At 67.1% G+C, this 24377-nt stretch carries 16 protein-coding genes and 1 tRNA gene; 4 read left to right on the plus strand and 13 right to left on the minus strand.

The window, feature by feature from the left end:
• Nucleotides 1-16 precede the first annotated feature (16 nt).
• Nucleotides 17-5611, minus strand: a complete 5595-nt coding sequence (locus tag SX243_07885) for an amino acid adenylation domain-containing protein (GenBank protein ID MDY7092876.1) — start codon at nt 5609-5611, stop codon at nt 17-19.
• A 484-nt stretch (nt 5612-6095) separates the two neighbouring features.
• On the opposite strand from SX243_07885, the gene SX243_07890 reads away from it, so the two are divergent.
• Nucleotides 6096-8114: a hypothetical protein gene (locus SX243_07890; GenBank protein ID MDY7092877.1), complete on the plus strand. Its 2019-nt coding sequence runs from the start codon at nt 6096-6098 to the stop codon at nt 8112-8114.
• A 45-nt stretch (nt 8115-8159) separates the two neighbouring features.
• Here SX243_07890 and SX243_07895 read toward each other — a convergent pair whose 3' ends face one another.
• The 4 genes from SX243_07895 to SX243_07910 all read right to left on the minus strand — a co-directional run bounded on the left by SX243_07895 (nt 8160) and on the right by SX243_07910 (nt 11337).
• On the minus strand, nt 8160-9542 hold the full coding sequence (locus tag SX243_07895; GenBank protein MDY7092878.1) for a S41 family peptidase: 1383 nt from the start codon (nt 9540-9542) through the stop codon (nt 8160-8162).
• 205 nt (nt 9543-9747) lie between these two features.
• Nucleotides 9748-10410 carry a hypothetical protein gene (locus tag SX243_07900; protein ID MDY7092879.1) on the minus strand — a complete coding sequence of 221 codons (663 nt, stop codon included), beginning with the start codon at nt 10408-10410 and terminating at the stop codon, nt 9748-9750.
• A gap of 181 nt (nt 10411-10591) precedes the next feature.
• Nucleotides 10592-11029 carry a TA system VapC family ribonuclease toxin gene (locus SX243_07905; protein ID MDY7092880.1) on the minus strand — a complete coding sequence of 146 codons (438 nt, stop codon included), beginning with the start codon at nt 11027-11029 and terminating at the stop codon, nt 10592-10594.
• The gene (locus tag SX243_07910; GenBank protein MDY7092881.1) at nt 11026-11337 is read right to left on the minus strand and encodes a DUF6290 family protein; all 312 of its coding nucleotides are present in this window, start codon (nt 11335-11337) and stop codon (nt 11026-11028) included. Before SX243_07910 ends, SX243_07905 begins: the two co-directional genes overlap by 4 nt.
• A gap of 206 nt (nt 11338-11543) precedes the next feature.
• On the opposite strand from SX243_07910, the gene SX243_07915 reads away from it, so the two are divergent.
• Nucleotides 11544-11867 carry a hypothetical protein gene (locus SX243_07915; protein ID MDY7092882.1) on the plus strand — a complete coding sequence of 108 codons (324 nt, stop codon included), beginning with the start codon at nt 11544-11546 and terminating at the stop codon, nt 11865-11867.
• 385 nt (nt 11868-12252) lie between these two features.
• On the plus strand, nt 12253-13080 hold the full coding sequence (locus SX243_07920; GenBank protein ID MDY7092883.1) for an alpha/beta hydrolase: 828 nt from the start codon (nt 12253-12255) through the stop codon (nt 13078-13080).
• Nucleotides 13081-13123: 43 nt separating this feature from the next.
• On the opposite strand, the gene SX243_07925 is transcribed toward SX243_07920, so the two are convergent.
• Nucleotides 13124-13200, minus strand: a tRNA-Glu gene (locus SX243_07925).
• A gap of 204 nt (nt 13201-13404) precedes the next feature.
• On the opposite strand from SX243_07925, the gene SX243_07930 reads away from it, so the two are divergent.
• Nucleotides 13405-15252, plus strand: coding sequence for an alpha-amylase family glycosyl hydrolase (locus SX243_07930; protein ID MDY7092884.1), 1848 nt, complete (start codon nt 13405-13407; stop codon nt 15250-15252).
• Between the two features lies 1 nt (nt 15253).
• Here SX243_07930 and SX243_07935 read toward each other — a convergent pair whose 3' ends face one another.
• From SX243_07935 to SX243_07965, 7 genes are all read right to left on the minus strand, one after another.
• A complete protein-coding gene (locus tag SX243_07935; protein ID MDY7092885.1) occupies nt 15254-18835 on the minus strand; it encodes a M1 family aminopeptidase in 3582 nt (1193 codons plus the stop codon).
• Nucleotides 18832-19839 carry an ABC transporter ATP-binding protein gene (locus SX243_07940; GenBank protein ID MDY7092886.1) on the minus strand — a complete coding sequence of 336 codons (1008 nt, stop codon included), beginning with the start codon at nt 19837-19839 and terminating at the stop codon, nt 18832-18834. Before SX243_07940 ends, SX243_07935 begins: the two co-directional genes overlap by 4 nt.
• Nucleotides 19840-19900: 61 nt before the next feature.
• Nucleotides 19901-20716 (minus strand): hypothetical protein, encoded by an 816-nt coding sequence (locus SX243_07945; protein ID MDY7092887.1) that lies wholly within the window; start codon nt 20714-20716, stop codon nt 19901-19903.
• Nucleotides 20713-21678 carry an ABC transporter ATP-binding protein gene (locus SX243_07950; GenBank protein ID MDY7092888.1) on the minus strand — a complete coding sequence of 322 codons (966 nt, stop codon included), beginning with the start codon at nt 21676-21678 and terminating at the stop codon, nt 20713-20715. The genes SX243_07945 and SX243_07950 overlap by 4 nt, the downstream gene beginning before the upstream one ends.
• Nucleotides 21675-22064: a GntR family transcriptional regulator gene (locus SX243_07955; GenBank protein ID MDY7092889.1), complete on the minus strand. Its 390-nt coding sequence runs from the start codon at nt 22062-22064 to the stop codon at nt 21675-21677. Before SX243_07955 ends, SX243_07950 begins: the two co-directional genes overlap by 4 nt.
• A 251-nt stretch (nt 22065-22315) precedes the next feature.
• A complete protein-coding gene (locus SX243_07960; GenBank protein ID MDY7092890.1) occupies nt 22316-23911 on the minus strand; it encodes a 4Fe-4S binding protein in 1596 nt (531 codons plus the stop codon).
• Between the two features lie 69 nt (nt 23912-23980).
• A partial coding sequence (locus tag SX243_07965; GenBank protein MDY7092891.1) for an NAD(P)/FAD-dependent oxidoreductase occupies nt 23981-24377 on the minus strand: 397 nt, incomplete at its 5' end.

Here is a 24377-nt window from a genome sequence, read left to right on the forward strand (position 1 = left end):
CTCGTCTCGATCTCAACTAATCACTTTCTACCGAACTGCCCCGCGTCGTGCTCCGCTTCCGCCGGGACGCCATCGAGGCTCGCCGTTCGTCCGCCCGCCGTCGCGCCTTCTCGGCGGCGCTGAGGGGGGATGCTGCTGTGTCGACCCCGGTCTCCTGGCCGGCCTCTCCGTCGCCATCGTTCCGGCTCGACTCGGAGCTTTCGGCGGATGCCGGCGGCGCGGAGTCCCGAGCCTCCAGGTAGCGCGACAAATCCGCCACCGTCGGATGGTCGAAGAGCGTGATCAAAGCCACCGGCCGGCCCAGCTCCTGCTCCAATTCGGCGGCGATGCGGGCGGCCAGCAGGGAATGGCCGCCGAGCTCGAAGAGACTCTGGTGGCGCGGCACGTGCTCTAGATCCAGGACCCGTCTCCACACCGCCGACACCGTCGCCTCGACGGTGGCCTGGTGCTGGTGTGCATCGGAGGAAGAGCCGCGGGACGCCGGGCCGCCAATCTCATCGCCGGTGTCATCGCCGGAGAAGGCCGCCGCCGGTAGTTCCGGCAGCGCCGAACGGTCCACCTTGCCGTTGGCGTTGAGGGGCAGGGTGGTCCGGGGAACGAAAACCGCTGGCACCATGGCCTGGGGGAGGTGCCGGACGGCGTAGGCGCGCAGCTCCCCGGGGTCGACACCGCCCGGTGCACAATGAGCTACCAGCCGCCAGCCGCCGCCGGGATCGGGCTGGGGCACCACCGCCACGGCCGCCACGCCCGGAGCGCCGGCGAGAACCCGCTCCACCTCCGCCGGCTCGACCCGGTGACCCCGCACCTTGAGCTGGCGGTCCACCCGGCCGCGAAAGTCGAGGCTGCCCTCGGGGCGCCAGCGGGCGCGGTCCCCGGTGCGGTAGAGGCGCTCGCCGGGTTGCGGTGAGAAGGGATGGGGCAGGAAGTGCTGGGCGGTAGCGGCGGGGGAGCCGAGGTAGCCCTGGGCCAGCCCTGCCCCGCCGAGGTAGAGCTCGCCGACGGTGCCGACGGGGAGCAGCTGCCCTGCTCCGTCGAGAACCCACGTTTCGGTGCCACCGATGGGCCCGCCGATGGGAACGGAGCCGCTCTGCTCTACGATCTCCGGCCTCGGCGTACCGGCGGTGGCGAAGGTGGTGCACTCGGTGGGCCCGTAGCAGTTGACCAGCCGCCCCGGGTCGGAAGCGTCGGAGGCTACCGCCGCCGAGCCCCGCACCCAATGGTCCGGAGACATGGTCTCGCCGCCGGTCAGCACCGTCCTGCCGGCGAGGGCTTCCGGCGCGTGATCCACCAGCAGCCGGAAGAGGCCGGTGGTGAGGAAGAAGGAGGTGACCTGAAGGCGCGCCACGGTCTCCGCCAGCAGCCGGGCGCTCGGCGGGCCGGGAGGCAGGAGCGCCAGCCGGGCACCGTTGGCCAGGGCGCCCCAGATTTCGAAGGTGGAGGCGTCGAAGCTCAGGGGCGCCGCTTGCAGCACGGTCTCTGGGCTGCCGTCTTCGAGGCTGCCGTCCCCTGGATTCGAAGCCCGGGGAGTCCAGAAAGACGAACGATGGACCAGCCGCACCACCGCCCGATGGGATACGGCGATGCCCTTGGGCTCGCCGGTGGAACCGGAGGTGAAGAGAATGTAGGCGAGGCTTTCTGGCGTGGGAGAGGACCGGGGATGGGGAGGCCGTGCTGCCGCGCCGGGTGACGGCTCGGGGGCGCTGCGGAGCTCGCCCCGACGGTCGAGGACCAGGGCGCGCCGCCGCCAGGCCTCAGGAAGCCGATCCTCTAGCCTTTCCTGGACCAATACCACCGGTTCGGCCGCCCTTCCGATTCCCGGCGATAGATCCTTCGCCGCCGTCTCCGCGGAGCGGATGAGGAGTTTGCGCCGCTCCTCCGGGAGCTCCGGATCGATGGGCAGATAGACATCGCCGGCGCGCAATGTCCCCAGCAGCGCCACCACCGCGCCGGGGCAGCGCTCGAAGCACACCGCGACGACCCTCTGATCCGGGGTTTCTGCTCCGGGTAGCCCTCGGAGTCGTTGCGCCACCCGCTCCGCCAGCTCTGCGAGGCGCCCGTAGCTCAGAGAACCCTCGGCGTCTACTATCGCCACGGCTTCCGGCTGGCACTTCGATTGCTCGAAGATCAGCCGGTCTACCGTCGCCCGGCGGGAGAAGCCCGTCTCGGTGTCGTTCCACTCCACCGCCAACTGATGGCGCTGCGCTGGCGACAGCCAATGGAGGGAGCTCAGGCGGGCCTCCGGAGCGCCAAGGGCAGTGGCGAGGAAGTCTCCGAAGCCTTGGGCCATGCGCCGCGCCGTGATCTCATCGAAGCGGTCTCTCCGATAGCGCCAGGAGAAGTGGAGCCTGGAGCTGGAAGGGACCTCCGAGCCGGCGGCTCCCTCCGCCACCATCAGCACCACGTCGAAGGGGCAGGGGCGGTGCTCCAAGGCCACTGGCTCCAGGGAGAGACCGCGCAAGCGCACCGCCGGTCCGCTCTCGCCCATCACCAGCGCCGCTTCTCCCGCCGCCTCCCCTGGGTTGGCGCCGCCGCCGCGCCGGCTTTCATAGGCCACCGCAACCTGGAAGATGGGGTGCCGTCGCTGCCGCTGGGGGGCCAGCCGTTGCACCAGGAGCGGGAAAGGGTAGTCCTGGTGCTCCAGGGCGCCGGTGATGGTCGGCGTGAGCCCCTGGATCAAGGACTCCAAAGTTTCCTCGGCGCCGATCTCGACGGGCACCGCCAACGGGTTGACCAGATAGCCCACTACCGGGCGGAGGGCCGGGTGGCTGCGGTTGGCGGCGGGAACGCCGACGGCGAATCGCTTCTGGCCCGCCAGGCGGCCCAGGTAGGCGCTGAAGAGGGACAGCACGACGGTGAAGCGGGAGGTACCCAGGGAGCGGGCCAACGCCGAGAGGCGGTCTTGGGCTTCCCGGCCGAGGCTCACGGCTTCCGCCGCTCCAGGCCGAAGCGCCGGTGCGGTAGCTGCCGTCTCCGCGTCGTGTCCGAGCTCCCGGTCCGCCGGTAGCTCCAGCGTCGGAGGTCTCGCCGGCAGGAGCCGGTTCCAGAAGGCTTCCAGAGCTCGGCCGCGGGGTCCTTCGAGGATCTGCTTCTGCCATCGCTGGAGGCTCCAGGGGTCGAGCTGGGGCGGCGGTGCCAAGGCGTTGCCGCCCATCAGCTCTGCCAGCTCCTGGAGCAGGAGGGTCAGGGATCCGAGGTCCACCGCGATGTGGTGGGCGGCGAGGACCAGCAGCGGCCGTTTGCCGCCTTGGAAGACCCGCAGCCGTGCCGGAGGGCCGGCCTCCAGATCGAAGGGAGCCCAGGCGAAATCCTCGGCGCGGCGCAGAAGCTCCTCCGTGGAGCAGCCCTCGGCGAGAGATTCTTCCACCGGCTCCAGCGGACCGGGGGTCTCCATCCGTTGCTCCGGCTCTCCCGCGGGGCCCCAGCGAAAGACGGTGCGCAGGGCCGGGTGCCGCTGGCGTAGCCGGTGCCAGGCCTGGTCCAGCAGGGAAAGGTCGGTGTCTACCGGCAGCCAGCCGGCGACGGCGACGATGTAGGAGGGATCCTGAGGGTGCAGGCGGTGGAGGAACCACAGCGAGCGCTGGGAGTGGGAGAGAGGACCGGCAGCGGTGGCCGGGAGGGGCTCGGTGGGGGGCGGTGGCAGCCGGACCGGAGGCTCTCCTCCAGAGCGGCGCTCCCAGGCCTCGGCGGCGAGCTCCCGAGCGCTGGCCCCGGCGAGCAAGAGCTCCAGCGGCAGCTCCACCGCCAGCGCCTCCTGGATCCGCCCCCGCGCTTCCACCGCCCGCAACGAGTCCAGCCGTCCTTCCTCGTCCGCCGCCGGCCACCGCTCCGGGGGTAGATCGAGGGCGACGCCGAGAGTCTGGCGAAAGAAGGAGGTGAGACGCTGCCGGCCCTCGTCCGGCTCGAGCTGCTCCAGCTCCTCCCAGGAAGGCGCGGGCTCTAGGGAAAGTGGGGCCGATGGGGAGCTGTTGATTCCGCCGGTGATTCCACTGGCGACTCCCGAAAGCTCGCTGGCGAGGAAGAGCTGGCGGCAGCGATGGCGGCGCACCTTGCCGCTGGAGGTGCGGGGCAGGGTGCCGAGACGCAGGATTTCCACTGTCCAGGGGTGGACCTGGAATTCCTCCGCGAGGCTCCGACGGATGCAAGCCGCGGCTTCGGGAGCCTGGTCCTCTCGCCGGCGGTCGATTTCGCAGGCCAGAATCAGCCGCTCCTCTCCCTGAAGGTCGACGGAGAAGGCGGCGGCGCCGGCGGTGCGCAGCGCCGGATGGCTCTCCTCGGCGGCGAGCTCCAGGTCCTGCGGATAGAGATTGCGGCCCCGCAGGATGATCAGATCTTTGGAACGGCAGGTGATGCGCAGCTCGCCATCGGCCAGGATGCCCAGGTCCCCGGTGCGCAGCCACGGCCCTTCGCCATCGGCGAGATAGGCCTCGAAGACTTCGGCGCTGAGCTCCGGGCGGTTCCAATAACCGTCCGCCACGTGGGGGCCGCGGACCCAGATCTCGCCCTCGGTGCCCTCCGGCACCGGCCTCCGGGTCTCCGTATCCACCACCGCGAAGTCGGTGCCCAGCTCTTCCTGCAGCCAGGTCCCGCCGCAGCTCACGGGATCCTGGCCGAGGGACGGCGTTTGGTCCGCCGGCGGACCGGCGACGAAAAGCGTGGCCTCCGCCAGGCCATAGCAAGGGAAGAAGGCGCGGCGCTGGAAGCCTTGGGCGGCGAAGGTCTGGCTGAAGGTTTCCAGGGTCGCCGCCCGCACCGGCTCGGCACCGTCGAAGGCGATGCGCCAGCAGGAGAGGTCGAGGTCCCGGCGCTCCTCGGTGGTGGTGCGCTCGGCGCACAGGCGGTAGGCGAAATCCGGGCCGCCGCTGATCTCGGCGCGGTAGCGATGAATCGCCCGCAGCCAGCGGATCGGGCGCTGGAGAAAGGCGGTGGGTGCCATGAGCACCGTCTCGGCGCCGGCGTAGAGGGGTTGAAGGACGTTCCCGATGAGTCCCATGTCGTGGTAGAGGGGCAGCCAACCCACCACCCGGCTGTCCTCGCGGACTTCGAAAGCTCGCTGCATCATCGCCTCGTTGGCCAGCAGATTGCCGTGGGTGATGCGCACTCCCTTGGGATCGCCGGTGGAGCCGGAGGTGTATTGGAGGAAGGCGAGGGATTCGGCTTCGAGCTCGGGCTCTCGCCACTCTTCCTCGGAAACGTCCTCGATGGCGTCGGTGACCAGCAGCGGCGGGTGGGGCTCCTCGAGCTTGGCGGCGAGGCGCCGGGAGAGCCGCTCCTCGGTGAGCACCAGCGACGGCCGACAGTCGCGGATCAGCCGGTCGGTGCGCTGAAAGTCTTTGGGCCGCTGGGGAGGGTAGGCGGGGACCGCCACCACGCCGGCATAGAGGCACGCCAGGTAGGCGACGATGAAGGGCAGTCCCGGAGAATAGAGCAGCAGGGCTCGCCGGCCGGGCTCCAACCGCTGCTGCAGCTGTGCAGCCAGCGTGCGGCAGCACAGGTCCAGCTCCCCGCGGGTCAGCGAGGCCGCTTCCTCTTCGCCGTCCGCAAGGAACACCAGTGCCCGCCGGTGGGGCTCTGCCGAGCTCCTGCTCCTCAATCGGTGGACGAGGGAGTCCACCGCGGACCGTTTCCTACTACCTCCCAAAAATCAGCCTTTCGGCAACTCACCAACCGAGGAGTCGATCCTCTTCCATGGTGAACCATCAATAAAGGGGGATTGTATACGTTGTCAGGCGTTTCTGCCGGTCGAGCGGGTAGCGCCTTTCCGCCTGGCTGTAGCCTGGGAGGGGTCGGGCTGGGAGGAAATCTCTTTATTGATAATAGGTTCCCATGATTGCTTGTGAGGCTCTCTGTTTCGTCGCTGCTCGCGTGTCCGAGAATCGGCCCCATTGGCTTGGCCAGTGAGAGTGAGGCAGGAAGGGTCGCCGCCACTTCCCTGCCCGCCCTGGAACACTTTTTTGGATATTTCCGTAGTGTTTCTGTGAATGAGGATTTCTTCTTTGCATGGACCTGCCGATAAGGAGGCCCTGATGGACTCGACCCTCTCGTACAGATCCCTGGTCTCAATGTCTCTCTCCGGAATCTGGTGGCGCCGAATGCCAGTGGCGCTGCTACTGATCTTCATCGCTCCGTTCTTGCTGAGTTGTGGCGTTGGGACGGAGGAGCCATCGGCTTCAGCGCAGCAAGGGTTGGTGCAGGCGGAACAAGAGTTGGTGCAGGCGGAGGAAGAGGTAGCGCGGGTGCGAGCTCAATTGGAGGTAAATCCTCGTTCGTCGACGCTGTGGCGGCGGTTGCTCATCGCAGAGCCTGAGCGGGCCGTGGCGGAGATGGCGCTAGAGGAGCCCAGCAGTAGCGAAGAGGATCGCTATGAGTTGAAGGAGCGGGTGGCGAAGCGGATTCTGAGGACCTGGAAGGCCGAGGTGCCCAACTCGGCAGGGCCCTGGCTGATCGACGCTGCATCGCCACTCCAACGGGGGCATCGAGACCATGACATTCTAGTGCTGGCGAAACGCTTCCCCGACGATCCCGAGGCCATGCTCCACGCCGCTCATGTGCTGACCCGGCTTGGGCAGAGGAGCCAGGCCACGGAGTTGTTGGAGAGCTTCCTCGAGCGCCGGCCCGAAGAGCCCAACGCCTACCGCCTGTTGGTGGGGCACTATTTTGAAGAAGGAGCCGTGGTTCCCGCCCGTGAAGTTGCGGAGGAATGGCTGCGGCGCTGGCCTGGCGACCTGGGGGCTCGGGCTTTCTGGCTGCGCGCCCATGCGACGGTGGAGGATCCGGAGACGTTACGGCCTCGGATCGAAGCCATGCTGGCGACGCCGGTGGATCCGGCTTCGATGGACACGGGCATGTTGCAACCCGGCTGGATGAGCAAGGAGATCCCGGTTCCCGACATGGCGGCGCTCTGTGGGCGCTTACTTCGGATGTTCGACAGCACCTTCCGCACGCTGGCCCAGCGGTGTCTGAGCGACCTCGCTGCCGCGGACAACCCGGAGGTGCGGGTGCAGGCCTCCCACGAGCTTCTGCGCGATGCCGCCCGGGACGGGGATTGGGCTTCGGTGGAGGAGACGGTGAGAAGCCTGCCGGAGGTAGACCGGGGACCAGCACTGGCCTCCGCTCTCAGTGCCTCCAGCGACACCGAGGATTGTGCCACCCAGTCCATGCTCGCCCTCGAGCACCTGAGCTCTCACGATCTCGATGAGCGGCACAGCCGTGGGCTGGGCCATTTCTTGGTGCGCTGTAGGGGCTATTCCGATGCTCGGAAGCTGCTGCTGGTCCGGCTGGCGGATGGCGAGCCGTTGGAGGCTCGGGATCTTCTCGAACAATGGGAGACCGCTCGAAGAAGTGACCGGGGCGCTGGACCGGTGGGGGAGGAGGTAGCGTCGATTCTGCTCCAGCGGTTGGATCGGGAACCGAGTAGCTACGCGTTGTGGCGAGCCCTCGATCTTGCGTACCAGAGCAATGGTGCTCTCGCGGAACGGGAGCAACATCTCCGCCGCTGGATCGCCGCTGAGTCCAGCGGGACGCCTTCGATTCGTCCTTACCTGGAGCTCTGCGAGCTTTTGGCCAGTCGAGGCGAGGACGATGCGGTGATCGAGCTTCTGGAGTCGGCTCCGCCTGCGTGGGATCAGTCCGAACCCATCTTGGAGCATCTCCTGGGGGCTCTGATCCGCACTGGTCAGGCCGCCGAGGCGCGGGCTTTGGGAACGAAGATCCTCGAAGGCAGCCCCCGAAGGACGACGTCGCCACCGCATCTGCTGCTGGCCCGGGCCGCCATTGCCGTTGGTGATACCCCGACGGCCCTACGGCACTATCGAGCGGTCTTGCGAAGAACTTTCAGGCCGGTGCCCCAAAGGATGGCAGAGGAATTCCTGGGGCTGCTCCTGCAGCAGGGGGAAATCAAAGAACAGGCCTATGTTCGTGCCGCGGAAGAGACCTGCCGGGCTCCAAGATCCGGTTCCAGAATGCCGGCGGTGCAGGAGTGCATCGGCGATCGCCTGATGCGATTTGGCCGGCCGGTGGAAGCGCTGCCTTTCTATGCAGAGGCTCTCAAGCGGGCGCCCAACAACGCGTCGTTGCGGTCGAAGATCGCCTCTGTGCCTGAGCCACCCGAACGCTAAGGCCTGGAGGGTTCTTCTTCGTCCGGACGTTTGTTGAAGCTCGCCTCAAACTCCGAGAGCCACTGACTGTTGGAACTGGACGCCGAAGATCCCCAGCGCTACCTCCTCGATGCCCGCGTCGTCGACGGTTTGGCGCGGGGTGAGTTCCACGTCCGGCGGCGTGCCCACGCCTTCGATGCGTTCTCCCTTGGGGCCGAGGATCTCCTGGATCGGCACCGTCAGGTCGAAGCCGCCGGCGAGGCCGCAGGAGACTCCTCCCAGCAGCGCGCCGTGGGTGGTCGAACCCACCAACACCGCGTCCCTCGCCCCGTCGACGATGGCCGGGAAGAGATCCCCGCCGCTGCCGGACGCGCCGTCGATGAGCACCACCAGTGGGCCGTCGTAGGTTTCGTCGACGTTCTTCCATCCGATCTTGAAGGGATCTCCCAGGGCCTGGATGCGCTCTTCGGTGGAGAGCCCGTCCTGCTGCAAGGCCTTGTGCCGCCGCTGATAGTCCTTGCGCTCGGTGACCACACCGCCGACCTCGCCGGCGGGTACCAAGAAGGACGCCAGATGCACGACGTTGTTGAACAGTCCGCCGCTATTACCCCGCAGGTCGATGACCAGGCCATCGGCGCGGCTGCGGATCTGGCTGAAGAGCTCGGCGACCTGCTGCCGGTCGTAGACTTCCTCCCGGAAGGAGTTGAGGGTCAGCCAGGCGATCTCCGAAGCCTCCGACTCGGGCGCGGGAGGCGGCACCGTCTTCCATTCCAGGGTCGTCGGGAGGCCCACCGGATGCGCTGCATAGCCGATGGTCTCCTCAAAGGTCGCTGGCCCCTCGGCACCTTCTCGCTGCCAGCGCAGGACCTTGGTCAGCCCCGGCGCGCCTTGGAGGCGATAGTCGATGAGCCCGGGGAAGTCCTCGCCACCACCCACGGGCACACCGTCGACGTGAGTCACGAGATCCCCCTTGACCATCCCCGCCTGCGCCGCCGGGCTCTCCGGCAGCACCAACGCCACCAACTGCCCCTCCGCCACCGGCACCACCTTGATGCCCGCGCCGATGGTCCGCCCGTCCTTCTTCGACGCCTCCTCCCCCGGCGTGGTCACCTTCAAGTGGGAGACCCCGAACTCCGCCAGCGCCCGATTGAAGCCGGCGGCGAGCTCGTCGTCGGTGGTACTGGCGTCGATGTCGCCGCGGTACCCCTCGACGATCTCCGGCCAGCGCCCGAAGTCCACCCCATAGACGAAGGCGCGCTTCTTCAGACATTTGTTGACCTGCCGCAGCATCTGCCGCTTGAGGGCCGGCGTCGGCGGGCTGAACGCCGTGTCGCCGGCTGGGATGGAGGGCTCGGCGACGCCACTGCAGGCCAGGCCGGTGGCCAGCAGGAGGACGAGGAGTGCTTTGGGAGCTGCGGAGAGAGAGCGGAAGAGCGCGGATGGAAGCATGCGATGAGTCCTGGTCGATAGCGTGGATTTCGGCAACAGATCTCCGCCGTGGTGCGGCTACGAGTCTGTCGCTTTCTACGGCTCTATCGCTCCTGGGGTTCCACTCCTCGCCGATTCTCTTCCTGGCTCCGCTGGGTTCCCCGCCTGTCCGGCCCGTTTAGCCAGAAGGCCGGAGGATCCAGGCCGGTCGCTCAAGGCGGTGTGCTCAAGATTGGGGAATCTTCACCTCGGAGAAGGCGCCCCGAGCCCTCACCTCCGGCCCGGTGTCGGTGTCGAAGTGGGCGGTGAAGTCGAAGCTCCCGGAGACCCTATCGCCGGAGACCTCGAGATCGAGGGTGCCCTCTACGCTCTCGATGTAGAGAGCGCTGGGCAGCACGCTCTTCTCGTCTTCCTTCGGCAGCTTCACCTGCGCCTGGATCTGCCCGGCCTGCGGCTCGATGCGGATGTCGTGGAGAGCGTGGCTGCCGCTCACCAGATCTTCCTTGAGCAGGATGAACTCCACCTGCACCAGGTTGAAGCCACCGTCGTTCTCCTTCACCACCAACACCCAACCATCGACGCCCTCCGGCGCCGCCGGCGTATCGGCGAGGTTGCGTAGATAGACCCGGGCGTCGTTCTCGGTGAAGCTGCGGTTGCCGCTGATCTCGAAGTGGTCACCACCGGCGGCGGAGGCAGTTGCTTCGTCGGCCGCTGGAGCGTCCTCTTCAGCTCCTGCCGGCGCCGGGTCTGCGGACTCGCCATTCGCTGCGGAGCTCGCAGTCTGGCCGCAGGCGGTGACTAGTAAGAGCAGGGCGGTGAGAAGCAGGGTCCCGAGCCATGCGGCGGCGGGGCGGGTTGAGGGCTGCGGGTGATCAGTGGGGTTGGGCATAGCTTCTCCTTCGGTGTTGCAGAGGCGCAGGGGTTCTGGACGGGGTAAGGCAAAAGGCTGAAAAAAAGAGATATGGCGATAGGCGTTGGAGGAAGGGTATCAGGTGGGAGGATGACGTCTAGAGGGCTGGTTCCTCCTGAACCAGCACCGCGGACCTGGGTGGCCAGAACTGAGCTCGATCTCAACCCACCACCGGCTCCACCACCTCCAAGAACCCAAAGACCTCAAAATCCCGCCGGTTGAAGGTCGCCAGGCGGTGGATGCGGGCTGCCTCCAAAGTAGCCGCCAGGGCGGTATCCAGAATGCGCTTGCGGCCCAGGAAGTGTCGGTGCATGAGGGTGGTGACGCGGTCGGGGGGAGCGGCGGTGGGGAGTTGGTGGGTTTCGGGGGCTTGCCAGAGGTGGCGGACGAGATCGAGGGCTTCGTCCATGGGGAGGGGGTTTTGGAATCGGCGAGGGTCGGTGGCGACGTGGAGGAATTCGTAGAGCACTTGCGGTCCCAGAGCGAGGGGGACGCCGCGGTCTAGCTCTTGATCCAGGAAGGCCCGCACGGCCCGGTGCTGCGGGGCGCCGGTCATGAACCAGTGGATCAAGACGTCAGTGTCGAGGGCTAGGCTCACGGGTCTTGGTTCCGACTGGTCTCTGCCTCTCCGATGACTGTGCCGTCCGGGCTGGGTTCGTGGACCTCGAAGCCATAGGAGGTCATCTCGTCATAGACGTCGCTCCGCTGCCACGGCTCGAGCAGGGCTCCGCTGGGGTGGGGAGCCAAGTCGCGAAGGGAAGGCCGGTCGCGGCGGGTGGCCTCCCGCTCCAGATGCTCGCGCATGGCTTCACGAATCAGTGAGGCGACGGAGCGGCCCTCGTGTTCCGCGACAGCCTGGAACCGGCGGTAGTCGTCTTCGTTGACGTGGAGTGAGATTGTTCTCATGGGGTAATCATATATCGGATATCGATATTGGTCTAGAGGGTCCGTCGGGGGGATCGGGGGCTCAGCGGATTCTCCATGATTACTAAAGTTCAGTGGTACCATTCCGGCCAGCTCGCGCCTTACCGGGAGCCGCTGCTCGCAGACTGCTGAGGGGTGACCGACCGGGAGGGCTCCATCTTTTTTTCTTGTTTTGAAGGAGATCGATCATGAAGACTCTGACCATCCGTTTCGCCCTGCTCGCGGTACTGGCCGCCGGCCTCATGCTGTGGGTGGCGCCGCCGGCGGATGCGGCGTATCAGAACTGCCGCCAGGTTTGCGACTACGTGCCGCCGACGGACAACTGCACCTGTATGCCGGAGTACTACCACACCACCTGTGGGAGCTTCCTCGTCTGGGGCTGTGGCCTCCAGCCGCTGGCGTCGGAGGCTTCGCAGGCGCAGTCGGTAGCCGTCGAGGTGGCTCCTCAGGTTGTCGAGTCCCAGGAGGTTGGCCAGCCGGCGGAGGCGGAGACTCCTGTCGCGACCGATTGAGCCCTTGGCCGATCTCCTCGGGCCTCTCGGCAGTCGAGGGGCCCGAGGGCTCGTCCCACCCCGCAAGCCTGGATCTCTTCCCGAACGCAGGCTTCTCCCCATCGACTTCGGAAGTCCCCGCCGCCTCAGCTCCTGCAGTCCCTACCGCCTGATCTGACTCTCGATCCAAAGAGGCACGTCGCTTGCAGACTTTTCGGAACGGGCTCTTCGAATTGGGGCTTCCCGATGCGGGCGAGAGCCTCTCGGGCGATGGCTTAGAAGTCCGGGACGTGTAAATCCGGGAACCGCCAAGGCAAGTTTGGGTTGAAGACGCCGAGGAGGCGGGGAAGAGGATGGGATGAACGAGGAAATCAGGATGTTTCAGAGCTTGAAGAGGTGGGGTGGGATGTTTGTGGCCTGCCTCGGGATGCTGGCGGTGGGCTGTTCGTCCATCACCCCGCCGTCTCCCGAGAAGGTCTTCGCGGATCGCCAGGATCCGGAGCAGGTGAGCTATTCCCTGGCCGACGGGGGAACCCTCTCCGGCCGGGTTATCGGAGCTTCGGAGGGGCCGCTGGTGCTCTTTGTACACGGCTCGCCGGGAGGCTGGAACGACTTCGCTCACCTGCTCGCGAATCGATCTCTGGCGGACCAGGCTCGGCTCGTATCGGTGGATCGGCCCGGCTGGGGCGATTCGGCCAATCTGAGTGTCCGGCCTTCGCTGGACGCGCAGGTCGAAGCCTTACAGGCGGTGCTCGACGCTCACTCGGAGCAGCTTCCGGCGTTGGTGGTGGGGCATTCCTACGGCGGGCCTGTAGCGGCGCTCTTGGCGATGGAGGAGCCGGAACGGGTGGGAGGATTGATCCTGGTCGCCGGATCCATCGATCCCAAGCTCGAGAAGACCACGTGGTTCCAGAAGGTGAGCCGCTGGAGCTTGGTGCGCTGGATGCTGCCGGACGCCCTGGTCGACGCTGACCGCGAGATCCAGCCGCTCAAAGAGCAGCTTCAGGAGCTGATGCCCCGCTGGGGCGAGCTACGGATGCCGGTAACGGTGATTCAAGGCGAAGCCGACGACCTCGTGCCCCCCGCCAATGCCGATTTCGCCGAGGAGCGGATCACCGGGGCGACCCCGCTGACGGTGACTCGCGTACCGGACATGGGCCACCTGATTCCGTGGAACCGGCCGGAGCTGGTGGCGGAAGCTGTGGAGGAATGGTTGGCGGATGCAGCTCGCTGACTGCAAGCTCTGCCTACGAGGACTGACGAAGTAGAAAAGAAGCTGGTAGCCCCAACGGGATTCGAACCCGTGTCGCCAGCTTGAAAGGCTGGTGTCCTGACCTGGCTAGACGATGGGGCCATGGTGCGTCGGGTGGCCCCGGCGCGGTCGAAGAGAATACCACAGGAAGGGGGGCGGAAGGGAAGCCTTTCCGAGGAACGAATCGGCAGGCGGAAAGCGAGCGGCGCTCGGCACCAAGGCGTTCGTGCTAGCCTGCTCAAGAACTCACTGAAATCGGAGTGCTTCGCCGCTCCTCAGCTCTGCGGCATTCGGAGGTAAATCCCCATGATCAGGCTGTATCTTCGGTCTCCTCGACGGTCTCTCGTCGCCGTTCTGACGGTGCTCTTGGCGGGGACGGCCTGCCAGTCTCCCCGGGCGGTGGAGGCGCGCACCGTGCAGACGCCACCACCCTCGACGACGGCGGAAGAAGGGGAGCGCATCGAGCCCGACTGGTCGGTGGTGAAGAAGCCCCAGACGCGGGCCGAGGCGGCGGCGCTGGAAGCGGAGGCTGCGGAGTCGGAGGCTGCGGCGTCGGAGGCCGAGTCCATGCAGGCCAAGACCGTGAAAGACGACCCCGTGCAATGGGATCTGGACTGGGCCGACGGCGCGGTGTTCTACGAGATCTTTGTGCGCAGCTTCGCCGACTCCGACGGCGACGGCATCGGGGACTTCCCCGGCCTCACCGCCAAGCTCGACTACCTGAACGACGGCGACCCGGAGACTCATGGGGATCTGGGGGTCGAGGGCATCTGGCTGATGCCGGTCTTCGCCTCACCCAGCTATCACGGATACGACGTCGTCGACTACGAGACCATCAATCCGGACTACGGGACTTTGGAAGACTTTCAGACCTTCCTCGAAGCGGCGCACCAGCGGGGGATCCGGGTGATCGTCGACTTCATGCTCAACCACACCAGCGCCCAGCATCCTTGGTTCGTGGAGTCGGCGTCGTCGCCGGATTCGCCGAAGCGGGACTGGTACGAGTGGTCCGACACCGATCCGGGCTGGACCCGGCCCTGGGGCGATCCCGGGACTCCCACCTGGCACGAGAAGAACGGGGCGTACTACTACGGCATCTTCTGGAGCGGCATGCCGGACCTCAACTTCCGCAATCCGGAGGTGCGGGAGGAGGCCAAGCGGCTGGCCAAGCTGTGGCTCGATCGCGGGGTCGACGGCTTCCGCCTCGACGCCGCCCGCCACCTCATCGCCGCCGGGCCGGGGGAGGGGCAGAGCGGCTCGGAAGAGGGCCACGAGTATTGGCAGGAGTTCGCCGCTGCGGTGCGGGAGTACCAGCCGGAGGCGCTGCTGGTGGGGGAGAATTGGACCGACGCTCCCACCATCGCCGAGTACTACGGCAGCACCGAGAGCATCACCCTCGGTGACGAGCTGCCCATGAGCTTCGACTTCCCGCTGGCGGAGGCGATGGTGCAGGCGGCGAAGAGCGGGCTGGCGGCGCCGCTGGTGGAAGCCCTGGCGGAGCGCGACGAGCTCTACCCGCCGGGGGTGCTGGACGCCACCTTCCTGACCAACCACGACATGGTGCGCATCGCCACGGTGCTGCAGCGGGATCCCCTCGCCCTGCGCACTGCCGCGGCGCTGCTGCTGACCCTGCCCGGCACACCGTTCATCTACTACGGCGAGGAGATCGGCCTGGCCAACGGGCCGGTGGCCCAGGGGGACCCGGCCAAGCGCACACCCATGCCCTGGAGCGGAGAGCACGGTGCGGGTTTCACCACCGGGGATCCCTGGCGGGCGCTGGCAGGGGGCTGGCAGACCACGAACGTGGAGGCTCAGACGAACGATCCGCGTTCGCTCCTCAGCCACTACCGGCGGCTGATCCAGCTGCGTTCCGAGCATCCGGCGCTGGGGTCGGCGAAGCTCGGCACCGGCGATATCCAGGTACTGGAGACCGGCGACCCGGCGATCTTCGCCTTCGTGGCCCAAGCCGGGGATTCACGAGTCGTGGTGGCCCACAACCTGGGCACCGGGACCGCAGTCACGTCGCCCTTCCCTCTCGAGACCCACGGGTTGGATCTGCGCTTCACCAGCGTCCTGGGTACCACGGCCCGCTTTAGTCAGGCGGGCTGGAGTCTAGAGCTCCCCGCCAGCGCCAGCGCGGTGTGGGTTTGGTGACCTACAGCTTGGCCACCGCGGCGTTGCGCTGCAGCTGCAGGACCTGGATGTCGGGGTCGACCACCAGCTCTTCCGGCTCGAAATCCGCCAGCAGCTCCACCGGTAGCCTCTCCCCGGCGTCGAGCCATACCGTGGTGCGCACCTCGCGATAGTTGGGGTCGAGGTCGCCGTCCTCGGTGAAGCGTTCCCCGGCGGTGGCGGCGATGGTGACGGCGACGCGGCCGGTGCCGACGTTCTCCAATTCCGCCGCGGTGCGCCAGCGGTTTCCGATGGCTTCCTTGGCCGCCTCGTGGAGCTGGAAGCGGGGCACCACCGTGTCGAAGATCCATTGGTCCACGAAGGCGTCGTAGGCCGCCGGATCCTCGGCGTAGGGGCGCAGATGCTGCACCAGGTCCTCGATGAGGGGGAAGTCCGGGCCGTCCTTGTAGGCGGCGATGAAGCTCTGCAGCCCTTCCAGCATGGTCTCCCGGCCGAGCTCTTGCATCAGCATCCAGGCCACCCAGCCGCCGCGGTCGTAGGTCACCGTGGTGTCGCCGCGTTTGCTGCCGTCGATCTTCACCAGCGGCCGCTCGGCGTCCTTGCGGCGGCGGTCGCCGTAGCGTTCCTCGATGCGCTTCATGAAGCCGCGGCGGGCGCGTTCGCCCTCCACCTCGCCTAGCAGCATGGCGGTGGAGAAGTGGGCCATGCCCTCCGACAGGATGTTGCCGCCGGGGCCGTCGGCGGGGGTCAGCAGATTGCCCCACCATTGGTGCGCCACCTCGTGGGCGGTGACCAGGGCGACGGTGTTGGTCTCGTCGTCGTTTTCGGTGAGGAAGCCGATGGATTCGGAGAAGGTGATGTTGGTGGGGAAGCCCTGGGCATAGCCCGCCAGGCCCGGGAACTCGCTGATGCGCAGCTCCTGCCACGGATAGGGGTAGAACCACTCGGAGTAGTAACGCCGGGAGGCGTCGAGGATCTTGCCCATGTCCTCCACGTTGTAGGAGTGGCGGGGATCGTAGTAGAGGGTGGTGCCTTCACCCTGGCGTTCGGTCCAGCGGCCCGCCACCACGTTGAACAGGCGTACGGGGTGATCGCTCACCCACACGGCGGTGCGCCGGCCGTTCTTCACCGTCTCGCTCTCCAGCACGCCGACGGAGTTGTAGCGGTAATCCTCCGGTCCGCTGACGGTGATGCGGGTGGTGAAGCTGTACTGGCTGCCGGTGAAGGGCTGCAGTACTTCCTCGAAGTAGTCGTCCGGGTACTCCCGGGGCTCGTAGCGGTTGTCGTCGTCGACGCCGACGCTCTCGATGAAGCCCGGCACCGGCACGACGGTGGGCCGGAAGCTGGTGAGCACGACGCCGGAGGGCAGGATGAACTCTTCGGCCTGGCCGCCGTTCTTGGTCGGCCCGTCGGGATAACGGCCGGAGAGGTGGAAGCCCACGAGCACCTGCTCACCGGGAGCCAGGGGGCGCTCCGGGGTGAAGACGTAGAGGCCGGTACGGTCGTCGGGCTCATAGTCCTCGCCGTCGAGGGTCCAGGTGGGGTCCTGCCAGTGGGGGCCACCGGTGAGGGCGAAGCGCCGCAGCTCGTGCTCGTAGGGGTTCTCGAACAGATAGCTGCCGCGGTTCTCGAAGGAGCTTTCCTCCGGTTCCAGGCGCAGGTCGAGGGTGACCTGGCGTAGCGCCGGCAGGGGGGCGTCCTTCCAGGTGGCGAGGTTCTGCTTCCAATAGTCCTCCGCTTCCTTCTGGCTGGCGGAGCCTTCCGGCCCCTGGGTCACGGAGAGGAAGAGCACGCTCCCCAGCACCAGGGCCGGCAGTGCCCAGGGGGCCAGGCGCAGACCGGCGGCGCCCAGGGCTTTGGGCCGCAGGCGGTGCAGAATGCGGTTGGAGTCGAAGCGCCGCCGCGGGAAGAGCCGCAGGGCGAGGACGAAGAAGAAGACCGTCGCCGCCAGCGCCACTCCGCGGTTGAGCAGCAACGCCTTGCGGTCGAGCTCGAAGACGCTGAGGTCACTCCAGCGCAGGGCGTCCCAGAGCATCCAATTGCCGACCCAATTCATCTGATCGGTGAATTGACGGTAGAGGGTGAAGATGAGTACGCCGAGGCTCAGGCCGTAGGTGGCGTAGCGGTTGCCGGTGAGGGAGTAGAGGAAGGCCACGAAGGCGCTCCAGAGGAGGAAGGTGGGTCCCAAGAGCAGGCCCCAAACCAGGGCGAAGGGCCACACCTCCAGCCCCACCTTGCCCTGCACCAGCAGGGCGATGGCACAGCCCAGGAAGACCGCCATGGAGATGACCACGGCGAGGACGGCGTTGCTGAGGATCTTGCCCAGCATCATCGGGGCGGTGGAGATGGGAGCGCTGTAGGCCAGAGAGTCGAAGCCGGTGGTGCGCTCGCGCTCCAGGGAGGCGGCGATGAAGAACATGAGCAGCGGGCAGAGCAGGAAGACCAGGGTGTTGGCGCTGTTCACCGCCAGCAGCCCCGGGGTCAGCAGCACCGAGGTCTGGAAGGCGCCCAGGGCCAGCAGGCTGCTGCCGAGGGTTTGGGTGACCACCAGGAAGCCGAAGAGGTAGACCCCCGGCTCCCGCAGCAGCGCACCGGTCTCGGTGCGCAGGGTTTGGCGCAGGGTGGCGAAGAAGCCTTGGGGGCGAGAGCTCATGGCCAGGGGAGCAGGCATCGAGGGGGTTGTGGAAGCGGGCTCGAGCGGCCTTGAGAGCAGCTCGTCCACCTGCTGCTGAGCCAGCTTGACCCGGGCACCGCCGCCGACGGTGTGGGCGAAGTGGCGGTGGGCGGCGGCGATGGCCAGCAGGCCCAGGGCCGCGAAGACCAGGCGCGAGAGGGCGAAGCCGGCATCCACGCCGATGGTGGCGGTGTTGTAAAAGTCGGCGCCGCGGTCGAGGGCGATCCAGGTTTGATCCAACCAGCGGAAGCCGGAGGGATCCACCAGCATCAGGGCGCGGTTGATGGTCGGGTCGAGCCAGGTGGGCTTCCAATTCCACAGGAAGAAGCCCATCACCAACATCAGGCCGATGGGGAAGAGGAAGACCCAGGCGGCCCGGCGGAAGCGTTCTCCCAGGTAGAAGGCGACGCCGCCGAAGAAGATCAGCGCCGGCAGCGCGAAGACGAACGCCGGCCGCAGATAGTTGAGGACCTCGAAGGGGCCGCGGATCTCCGCCGCCACCGGGCTCGGCCGCAGATGATTGAACAAAGCCATGAGCACCAGGTGCACGCCGAGGACGACGGTGAAGGTGGCGATGGCCGCCAGGGCTTTGCCCCAGATGTACTCACCGGCCCGCAGGGGGGTGGAATGGAGCACCTCCCCGACCTTGGCCTGGTCGTCGTCCAGCAGGCGCATGCCGGCGGCGACGGCGAGGAAGAAGAGATAGAGGGCGGAGACCATCATGGTGAGCACGAAGGCGGTGGTGAACTCGGAGGTGATCCAGGCCTTGGTGCCGCCGACGCTGGCGTCGCCGCTGGAAACCTGGACCCGGCCGGTGGACATGCCGAAGGAGAGGAGCCCCAACAGACCGATGAGGATCCACACCATGGGCCGGCGCAGAAGGAAGCTGAATTCGAGACGGAAGACCTCGAAGAAGCGGCGCAAGCTCATGAGCGCACCTCGGCGGGGACAGGTTCCTCCTCGGAGGCCGTCACCTCGGGATTCGAGACGGCGGTGGGCTCGCCCTTCGATGCTTCCTCGGCAGGGCCGCCAGCATCCCCGGGGACGCTCGGCAGGCGGCCGGCGGGATCCTGCATCAGCACCAGGTAGGCGTCCTCGAGGTTCGCCTGCACCGCGGAGAATCCCAGCGGGGCGACGCCGTCGGGCTGGAAGATGCGCACCTTGTGGCGGCCTTCGAAGAGGATGCTCTGGGTCACCTGGTAGCGCCGGTGGACCTCCTCCAGATCACCGCGGTCCACCATCGCTTCGAAGACCCGGCCGGCCACCGCCGCCCGCGCCTCCGCCGGGCGGGTGGAGGTGAGGAGCCGGCCCTTGCGGATCACCGCCAACTGCGGGCAGAGCACCGCCACGTCCTCCACGATGTGGGTGGAGAGGAGCACGATGCGGTCCTCCGCCAGCTCCGCCAGCAGCCGGTAGAAGCGCAGCCGCTCCTCCGGATCGAGGCCGGCGGTGGGCTCGTCGACGATGATCAGTCGCGGGTTGCCGGCGATGGCCTGGGCGATGCCGAGGCGTTGGCGCATGCCACCGGAGTAGGTGGAGACCTTGCGGCCGGCGGCGGCGGTGAGGTTGACCCGCTCCAGCAGGTCCGCCACCAGCTTCTTGCGATTGCCGTCCGCTGCCTCGATGCCCTTGAGCTCGAGGAGGTGGGCGAGCATCTTCTCGCCGCTGAGGTGGGGATAGAAACCGAAGTCCTGAGGCAGATAGCCGAGGCGCCGCCAGACCTTGGACGGATCATCCAGGATGTCCTCGCCGTCGAGACTGGCGCTACCGGAGGTGGGCTCCAAGAGCCCGGCGAGAATGCGCATGAGGGTGGTCTTGCCGGCACCGTTGGGCCCCAACAGCCCGAACATGCCGGTGGGAACGTCGAGGTGAATGCCCTGCAGGGCCGCCACCGGGCCGGGATAGATCTTGACAAGCTCGCGAATACTCAGCATGGGGTTCCTCCTTCTTGCCTAGCAGTACGACGGGGACGAGGTAAATGTGTCTCGAGAAGGCTCAATAGCGCTTTTGGATGTTGATCAGGAAGCCTCCGAGGTGGACAGCGCACCACAGGGCGAGGGCCCAGGCCCAGTGCTCCGGGTAGAAGAATTCGGCACCGAAGATCTGGTGGCCGGCGGCGCCGGTGAGGGCGTTGAAAGCGCTCAGGGGGCCGTCGAAGAAGGTCGCTTTGATGCTCGGCCAGGTCAAGAATCCCGGTCCCGTGACCAGCAGCAGCAGGACGGTGCCGCCGGCTTCGATGAGCCAATAAGTGGTCTTCGAGCGATCCTTGCGGGTGGCGTCGGCGCAGGTCAGCAGGAAGGCCAGGAACGGAGCCAGCCACAGATTGAGCCAGCCCAGGGGACCGAGAACGGAGAGCTGAGCCAGGTTCCCGGCCATCGCCGCTGCCAGCGCCGCCAGTCCCAGGACCAGGGAGGAGCTCGTCAGGGTGATGAGCAGGCCGGCGAGGAAGCGGGCGATGTCGAGGCGTTTGCGGTCCACCGGCAGGCTCCAGGCGTAGCGCTGCTGGTCGGGCCAGCCGAAGGGCACGAAGAGGCCCCACACCGAGGCCAGGCCGGCGCCGATGAGCACCGCCGCCACCGCTTCGCTGAGCCCGGTGTCGGAGATGTCGGAGAAGAACCAGCGGGTCTGCTCGCCATCGACCACGATGGTGACGCCGAGGAGAATGCCCACGGTGGCCAGGAGCAGCACCTGCAGCAGGATCAACCCAAAGATGATGGCCTTGGCGCGGTGGGCGTGCAGCAGATAGAGCACCACCTGACTCGCCACCAGCTGGCGCAGCGAAGGTACGGACGGTGGGTGGGGAGTGCTCATGACGATTCTCCTCGTGGGTGGGTGGTCTGGAGTCCGGAGCTCTCGAGGCCCAGCAAGATGCGGCAGGCCTGATCGAGGGTCGGACGGTCGAGGGAGCGCACGGTGGCGCCGGAGCCGGCGAGAGTGCGGCGCAAGGACTCGGCGTCGCCCCACAGGGTCCAGGCGACCTCTCGCCCCCGGCCTTCCCGGCGCAGCAGAGCGGTCTCGGTCTCCGCCGGCGGTTGCCAGCTTTCGGGGAGCTGGAGCCGGAAGGTGTGGAGGCGCTCCTCCAGCCGCTGCCTTTGGAGCTGGGCCAGCAGACGCCCACCCTGGAGCACTCCCAAGTGATCGGCGAGGCCTTCCACCTCGTAGGGCAGGTGGGTGGAGACCACCACCGTGGTGGGGTGCTCCGCCAGGTGCTCGGCGAGGAGTCCCAGGAAGCGGTCCCGAGCCAGGGGGTCGAGGCCGTCGGTGGGCTCGTCCAGGAGCAGCAGGGCCGGCCGGTGGGCCAGCGCCATCACCAGCTGCACCCGTCGCGCCTGACCCTTGGAAAGCTTGCCGAACTTCTGCTCCGTGGGAGCGTCCAGAGCCTGGATCAGGCGTTCCGCGTAGGCGGCATCCCAGGTTTCGAAGTGGCGGGCGTGAAAGCTCAGCAGCCGGGCCACCGGCAGCTTGGGATAGCCGAATTCCGGAGCGTCGGCGACATAGCCGATGAGGGACCGGGCCGCCGGGCCTTGCTCGGGGACGGGGAGGCCGCAGACCTGGCGGCTGCCGGAGTCCGGCGGCAGCAGATCCAAGAGACACCGGAGGGTCGTGGTCTTGCCGGCGCCGTTGGGCCCCACCAGCAGGTAAAAGGCTCCCTCGGGGACGCTGAGGTCGAGGCCATCGAGGGCGGTCTGGCGGCCGAACCGGCGGCTCAGGCCCCGGGTCTCGACGGCGAGGTCGCGGTCCGGGAAGGCATCGAGGAGGGCTTGGGCGATCATGTCGGGTCTCCTGGGTTGAAGTCTCGGGCTTCCTGTCGGATGGCCTCGATGAGCTCATCGGCGTTCAATCCGTGGCGGTGGGCGTCGAGGAGGGCGCGTCCGGCGACGGCGGAAAGAAGGCCGAGGCGGTGCTCTTCTTCCCGTTCTTCCTGCGCAGCGGCGAAGGTGCCTCGGCCGCGGCGCACGTAGACCACGCCCTCGCGCTCGAGCTCGCGGTAGGCCTGTTGCACGGTGTTGGGATTGATCCGCAGCTCGGCGGCGAGTTGGCGGACCGAGGGCAGCGGCTCGTCCGCCTGCAAGGTGCCCAGGACCAGCGCTCGACGGATCTCGTCCATGATCTGGAGATAGATGGGCCGGGCCTCGGCGGGATCGATGGTGATCAACATGGTGGATTTCTCATGGCTCTGGCTTCGTCACTCATTTCCTGTTCATCACTCTCTCCACTACCTACGATGGAAGTGTCTTGGTGTTTCAGTGTTCCGATCAACTAATACACTAGATCGACTCTTCACCGGAGTCAAGAAAGGCCATCGAGGAGGGCTGAAAGAGGGTGGGCGGTTGCCCGGTCTACGGAGCTAAGTGCCTGAAAAGAAGGGGACCAACATTTGGGTCCCCCCTGAGGGAGGGCGGTCGAAGATCAGCCGATATCCACCCGCCCGGCGCCGATTTGCACCAGCTTGGGCTCGTGGAAGCGGGTGTCGGTGGGGCCGTTCTCCAGCCGCAGGACGCCGCGGGGGCAGACGGCGGCGCAGATGCCGCAGCCGACGCAGGAGGCGCGGACGATGTTCTGGCCGCGCTGGGCGTACCAGCGGACGTCGATGCCCATCTCGCAGTAGGTGGAGCAATTGCCGCAGGAGATGCACTGGCCGCCGTTGGTGGTGATGCGGAAGCGCGACTTGAAGCGCTGGACGATGCCGAGAATCGCCGCCAGCGGGCAGCCGAAGCGGCACCAAACCCGGTTGCCCATGAGGGGGTAGAAGCCGGTGCCGACGACGCCGGCGAAGATCGAGCCGATGAGGAAGCCGTACCACTTCTGGAACTTCCAGGTGGCGTTGCCCAGCAAGGGGTCGCCGCCCTGGGCGGTGAAGAAGTTGGTCAGCACCACGCCGGTCATCACCACCGCCGCCACCAGCACGCCGTGCACCAGCCAGCGTTCCACTCGCCAGGCTTTGAGGCTTTTGTCGGAGAGGTGGCGGAACGGATCGCCGAGGGTCTCCGCCAGACCGCCGCAGCCGCACACCCAGGAGCAATACCAGCGCTTGCCGAAGAAGAAGGCGAAGAGGGGCACCAGCAGCACCGCCAGGCCAATACCCCAGAAAAGGATGAACCATCCCAGTACGCCGCTGGACATCAGCTGCTCGAGATTCCAGCCGTAGAAGAAGTCGTAGTCCAGGGGCCAGGCGTTCTTGAAGTCGTAGGCCGGCTGGTTGAGGGCGCCGAGGATGGTGGGGATGAGGAAGGCGAAGCCTAGCTGGAAGAAGCTCACCGACACCGTGCGCACCATCTGGTAGCGGTTGTGGCGGTAGTGGATGCCCATGCGCAGGCCCATCACCAGGATGGCCAGGGTGTAGATCAGCCCGTAGAAGAACCACCGGTCCGCCGGTCCGCCGGTCAGCCAGCGGCTCACCGGATCACCGAGACGAATCCAGTTGACGATGTACGCGGGGAAGAAGTAGAGGGCGATGTAAAAGCCGATGAGGAGGATGCCCAGGGCGATGCCGAAGTACCCTCGAGACTTCAGCGAGCTGAACCACACGCCGTTGTTCTTGATCCCCGCCGGCTGGCGCCAGATCTGGGGCAGGAAGAAGATCACTCCACCGAGGCTGGCGAGACCGATGCTGAGCCAGAAGAACAGTCCCGTGCTCGCGGCCAGCGGTCCCCGGGTCGCCTCCCGGGCGATGTGGAAGCGGTATTCGGTGCGCTGGTAGTCGCCGATTTGGGAGCCCAGGCTCGTCTCCGCCGCGTCGAGGGCCGTCTCCAGCCGCTCGAGGAACGCCCCCACGGAGTCGAAGTACTGCCCTTCCATGGCCTGCAGCTCCGGTCCCAGAGCGGAGCGGTGGGCTTCCTGGATCACTCCCCGCTCTTCCAGCGCGGCCAGGGCTTCCGGGGTGATCTGATAGCCGCCGAGGGTGAGGGCGAAGAAGAAGATCCCCAGACCGAGGGCGAAGGCGGCGAAGCCGGCGCCTCGCAGGAGGGTCAGAGTGCGCTGGGATCCGGATTCCTGGTGGGCCATGATGGGAGTCCTCGGGTTGACGGAAAGATCCTCGAAACAAGACTTGAGGCGACGATCAGGAAGCGCCCACTAGGAAGCGCGACGGAGCCGCAGGAAGCCCGCCAGGCCGCGCTTGCGCCGGAGCTTGACCGGCCGGTCGGGATGGCGCCGGTTGTAGAGCTCCACCAGCCGGTTCTCGTATTGGCGATAGATCTCGGGATCGAAATTGGCGGCGCCCAGGTTCTCCAGCACCGCCGGCAGCGGGCGCTCTTCCTCGATCCATTGCTCGCACAGGGCGTGGCGGTAGCGAATGCCCATGAGGTTGAAGCCCTGCACCGCCTGATCCTCCCGGCGATAGTTGATCCGCAGGGCGCGCTCGCCATCCTCGTGCTCCCAGTAGAGCGTCTCCTGATCCTCCGGCAGCTCCGACGGCACGGTGCCGTAGACCTGCCATTCGAGATCGAAGAACTTGGCCGAGTTGAACCAG

The organism is Acidobacteriota bacterium (assembly GCA_034211275.1).
In the GTDB taxonomy this organism is placed as follows: domain Bacteria; phylum Acidobacteriota; class Thermoanaerobaculia; order Multivoradales; family JAHZIX01; genus JAGQSE01.

Excerpts from the sequence above, each read along its gene's own strand:
- SX243_07895 (MDY7092878.1), bottom strand. The coding sequence starts at position 9,542 with ATGCTTCCATCCGCGCTCTTCCGCTCTCTCTCCGCAGCTCCCAAAGCA.
- SX243_07900 (MDY7092879.1), bottom strand. The coding sequence starts at position 10,410 with ATGCCCAACCCCACTGATCACCCGCAGCCCTCAACCCGCCCCGCCGCC.
- SX243_07910 (MDY7092881.1), bottom strand. The coding sequence starts at position 11,337 with ATGAGAACAATCTCACTCCACGTCAACGAAGACGACTACCGCCGGTTC.
- SX243_07915 (MDY7092882.1), top strand. The coding sequence starts at position 11,544 with ATGAAGACTCTGACCATCCGTTTCGCCCTGCTCGCGGTACTGGCCGCC.
- SX243_07920 (MDY7092883.1), top strand. The coding sequence starts at position 12,253 with ATGTTTGTGGCCTGCCTCGGGATGCTGGCGGTGGGCTGTTCGTCCATC.
- SX243_07930 (MDY7092884.1), top strand. The coding sequence starts at position 13,405 with ATGATCAGGCTGTATCTTCGGTCTCCTCGACGGTCTCTCGTCGCCGTT.
- SX243_07935 (MDY7092885.1), bottom strand. The coding sequence starts at position 18,835 with ATGAGCTTGCGCCGCTTCTTCGAGGTCTTCCGTCTCGAATTCAGCTTC.
- SX243_07940 (MDY7092886.1), bottom strand. The coding sequence starts at position 19,839 with ATGCTGAGTATTCGCGAGCTTGTCAAGATCTATCCCGGCCCGGTGGCG.
- SX243_07945 (MDY7092887.1), bottom strand. The coding sequence starts at position 20,716 with ATGAGCACTCCCCACCCACCGTCCGTACCTTCGCTGCGCCAGCTGGTG.
- SX243_07950 (MDY7092888.1), bottom strand. The coding sequence starts at position 21,678 with ATGATCGCCCAAGCCCTCCTCGATGCCTTCCCGGACCGCGACCTCGCC.
- SX243_07955 (MDY7092889.1), bottom strand. The coding sequence starts at position 22,064 with ATGTTGATCACCATCGATCCCGCCGAGGCCCGGCCCATCTATCTCCAG.
- SX243_07960 (MDY7092890.1), bottom strand. The coding sequence starts at position 23,911 with ATGGCCCACCAGGAATCCGGATCCCAGCGCACTCTGACCCTCCTGCGA.